5 protein-coding genes are annotated in these 3,153 nt (G+C 69.8%); all 5 read left to right on the top strand.

Annotated features, from left to right (window positions below; genetic code table 11):
- Positions 1–318: molybdopterin dinucleotide binding domain-containing protein (locus G6026_RS15305; protein WP_277815619.1), on the top strand; the 318-nt coding region annotated here is incomplete at its 5' end.
- Positions 315–1,613 carry an NADH-quinone oxidoreductase subunit NuoH gene (nuoH, locus tag G6026_RS15300; RefSeq protein ID WP_182613678.1) on the top strand — a complete coding sequence of 433 codons (1,299 nt, stop codon included), beginning with the start codon at positions 315–317 and terminating at the stop codon, positions 1,611–1,613. The genes G6026_RS15305 and nuoH, both read left to right, overlap by 4 nt.
- 1 nt (position 1,614) lies before the next feature.
- Positions 1,615–2,157, top strand: a complete 543-nt coding sequence (nuoI, locus tag G6026_RS15295; protein ID WP_107757937.1) for an NADH-quinone oxidoreductase subunit NuoI — start codon at positions 1,615–1,617, stop codon at positions 2,155–2,157.
- Complete coding sequence (locus G6026_RS15290) at positions 2,157–2,927, top strand: NADH-quinone oxidoreductase subunit J (protein ID WP_182613677.1); 771 nt, start codon at positions 2,157–2,159, stop codon at positions 2,925–2,927. Before nuoI ends, G6026_RS15290 begins: the two co-directional genes overlap by 1 nt.
- Positions 2,924–3,153 (top strand): NADH-quinone oxidoreductase subunit NuoK (gene nuoK / locus G6026_RS15285; RefSeq protein WP_182613680.1); only part of this gene is annotated, 230 nt, incomplete at its 3' end. The genes G6026_RS15290 and nuoK, both read left to right, overlap by 4 nt.

Genomic DNA, 3,153 nt, shown 5'->3' with positions numbered 1-3,153 from the left:
CAGGCCGTCCTCGCCACCTGGCGGATGCTGCTCGACTCGGGTCGTCTGCAGGACGGCGAACCGCACCTGGCCGGAACGGCCCGCACCCCCGTCACCAGGTTGTCCCCGACCACCGCGCACGAGGTCGGCGTCGCGGACGGCGAGCCACTGACCGTGACCACCGGACGCGGATCGATCACCCTGCCGTGCGCGGTCACCGAGATGCCCGATCGCGTGGTGTGGGTGCCGCAGAACTCGCCCGGATCGGCCGTCAACGCCACGCTCGCCGCGGCCGCGGGAGACGTGGTCCGGATCGTCGCCGGGGAGGTGGCCCCGTGACGACGGCCGCGCACCCGGACCTGTCCGCGTTCGGCATCGACCCGTGGTGGTTGGTGCTGGCCAAGGTGCTCGCGGTCTTCGCGTTCCTGGTGGTCACGGTGCTCGCCGCGATCTACCTCGAGCGCAAGGTCATCGCCTGGATGCAGATGCGGGTGGGACCCAACCGGGTCGGGCCTCTGGGCATGCTGCAGAGCCTGGCCGACGGCGTGAAGATCGCCCTCAAGGAGGGGCTGATCCCCGCCGGGGTGGACAAGCCGATCTTCCTGCTGGCCCCGGTCATCGCCGTGATCCCCGCGTTCATGGCGTTCGCGGTGATCCCCTTCGGGCCCGAGGTCTCGATCGCCGGTCACCGGACTCCGCTGCAGCTCACCGATTTGAACGTGGGGGTGCTCTACATCCTGGCCGTCACGTCGATCGGGGTGTACGGGATCGTGTTGGCCGGCTGGTCCTCCGGTTCCACCTACCCGCTGCTCGGGGGGCTCCGCTCCACCGCGCAGGTGATCAGCTACGAGATCGCGATGGCACTGTCCTTCGTGGGTGTGTTCCTGTTCGCGGGGACCATGTCGACCTCGGGCATCGTCGCCGCCCAGGCCGAGGTCTGGTTCGTGTTCCTCCTGGCGCCCTCGTTCCTCATCTACGTCATCTCCATGGTCGGCGAGACCAACCGCGCGCCCTTCGACCTTCCCGAGGCCGAGGGCGAGCTGGTCGGGGGGTTCCACACCGAGTACTCGTCGCTGAGGTTCGCGATGTTCATGCTGGCCGAGTACGTCAACATGACCACGGTCTCGGCACTCGCGGCCACCCTGTTCCTCGGCGGTTGGCAGGCCCCCCTGCCGTTCTCCCTGATCGACGGCGCGGACTCCGGGTGGTGGGCGCTGCTGTGGTTCGTCATCAAGGTGTGGGGCTTCATGTTCCTGTTCATCTGGCTGCGGGCCACCCTGCCGAGGCTCCGTTACGACCAGTTCATGGGATTCGGCTGGAAGGTGCTCATCCCCGTCTCCCTGGCGTGGGTGATGGCCGTGGCGAGCATCCGGGCCTTCTCGAACGCCGGGTACGACGGGGTGGCCATCGCCCTGGTGACCGTCGGTCTGATCGCGGTGGTCGTGATCGTGCTGGCCCTCCGCTCGCGCATCGGCACCCGCCCGAGCCGCGGGGGGTCCGCCACGGACCGTTCCGACCGATCACGGGTATCGACCGGGTCCGGCGACCCGGCCTACAACCCGGTGGCGGGCGGGTTCCCCGTCCCGCCGCTGCCCCACCAGCGCACCTCATCGGAGGAGGCCCGCAATGCCTAGGATCCCGAGGGTCCTCGAGCCGCTCGCCGGGTTCGGCGTCACGTTCGCGACGATGTTCCGCAAGAAGCACACCGAGCAGTACCCGGAGGAGAAGGTCCCCACCGCCCCCCGATACCACGGCCGCCATCAGCTCAACCGCTACGCCGACGGCCTGGAGAAGTGCATCGGCTGCGAGCTGTGCGCGTGGGCCTGCCCGGCGGACGCGATCTACGTGGAGGGCGCCGACAACACCGAGGCCGAGAGGTACTCACCCGGCGAGCGCTATGGGCGGATCTACCAGATCAACTACCTGCGCTGCATCGGGTGCGGGCTCTGCGTGGAGGCCTGCCCGACCCGCGCGCTGACCATGACCAACGACTACGAGATGGTCGGCGACGACCGGGCCGGGCTCATCTACGAGAAGCAGGACCTCCTGGGCCCGATGCTCGACGGGATGGTCCCCGCCCCGCACGACATGGCCCCGGGGACGACGCACGCCGACTACTACCGTGGCGACGTCCTGGGGACCGCGTCGAGCGGACCCGATGGCGGGAGCAGGTCGTGATGGCCGGGGACTCGGTGTCCACCGGGGAGTCGGTCCTGTTCTGGGTGCTCGCGGTCGTAGTGGTCGTCGGGGCCCTCGGGGTGATCTCCGCCACCAAGGCGGTCTACTCCGCGCTCTGCCTGGCCATGACGATGGTCGCCCTGGCCGTGCTGTACATGGCGCAGGGGGCGGTGTTCCTGGGCGTCGGCCAGATCGTCGTCTACACCGGCGCGGTGATGATGCTGTTCCTGTTCGTGGTGATGCTCATCGGGGTGGAGTCCTCGGAGTCCCTGGTGGAGCGGATCCGAGGCCACCGCGTGGCCGCGATCGTCGCCGGGCTCGGTTTCGGGGTCCTCCTGGCGACCGGGCTGGCCCGCGCGCAGCTGCCCCCGTTCACCGGTTTCGGCGCCGACCACGACGACGTGCCCGCCCTGGCCACGCTGCTGTTCACCCGCCACGTGTGGGCGTTCGAGCTCACCGGGGTCCTGCTGATCATCGCCACCCTGGGCGCCATGGTGCTGGCACACCGCGAGCGGTTCTCCGGACGCCGCACCCAGCGCGAGATGTCCGAGCAGCGGTTCCTCGACTGGCAGCACGACGGCACCGCCCGGGTGACGCCGCCGCCCAGCCCCGGCGTGTACGCGCGTCGCAACTCCGCGGACTCCCCGGCCCGCCTGCCCGACGGCTCGGAGGCCACGGACTCGGTGAGCGAGGTGTTGCGACGGCACGGTTCCGACCGCGAGCTGGGCTCCGGCGACACGGCAGGGCCCGACGAGGGGGGACGACCGTGAACCCCGAGAACTACCTCTACCTCTCGGCCATCCTGTTCACCATCGGCGCGGCCGGGTTCCTGCTGCGGCGCAACGCGATCGTGGTGTTCATGTGCATCGAGCTCATGCTCAACGCCACCAACCTCGCGCTCGTGACGTTCGCCCGGATGCACGGCGACGTGGGCGGACACGTGTTCGCGTTCTTCGTCATGGTGGTGGCCGCGGCCGAGGTCGTGATCGGCCTGGC

This window comes from Dietzia sp. DQ11-38-2, assembly GCF_014145055.1.
GTDB lineage: Bacteria > Actinomycetota > Actinomycetes > Mycobacteriales > Mycobacteriaceae > Dietzia.
The sequence above is the reverse complement of the archived record's forward strand: the minus strand, read 5'-3'. Positions and strand labels throughout refer to the sequence as shown.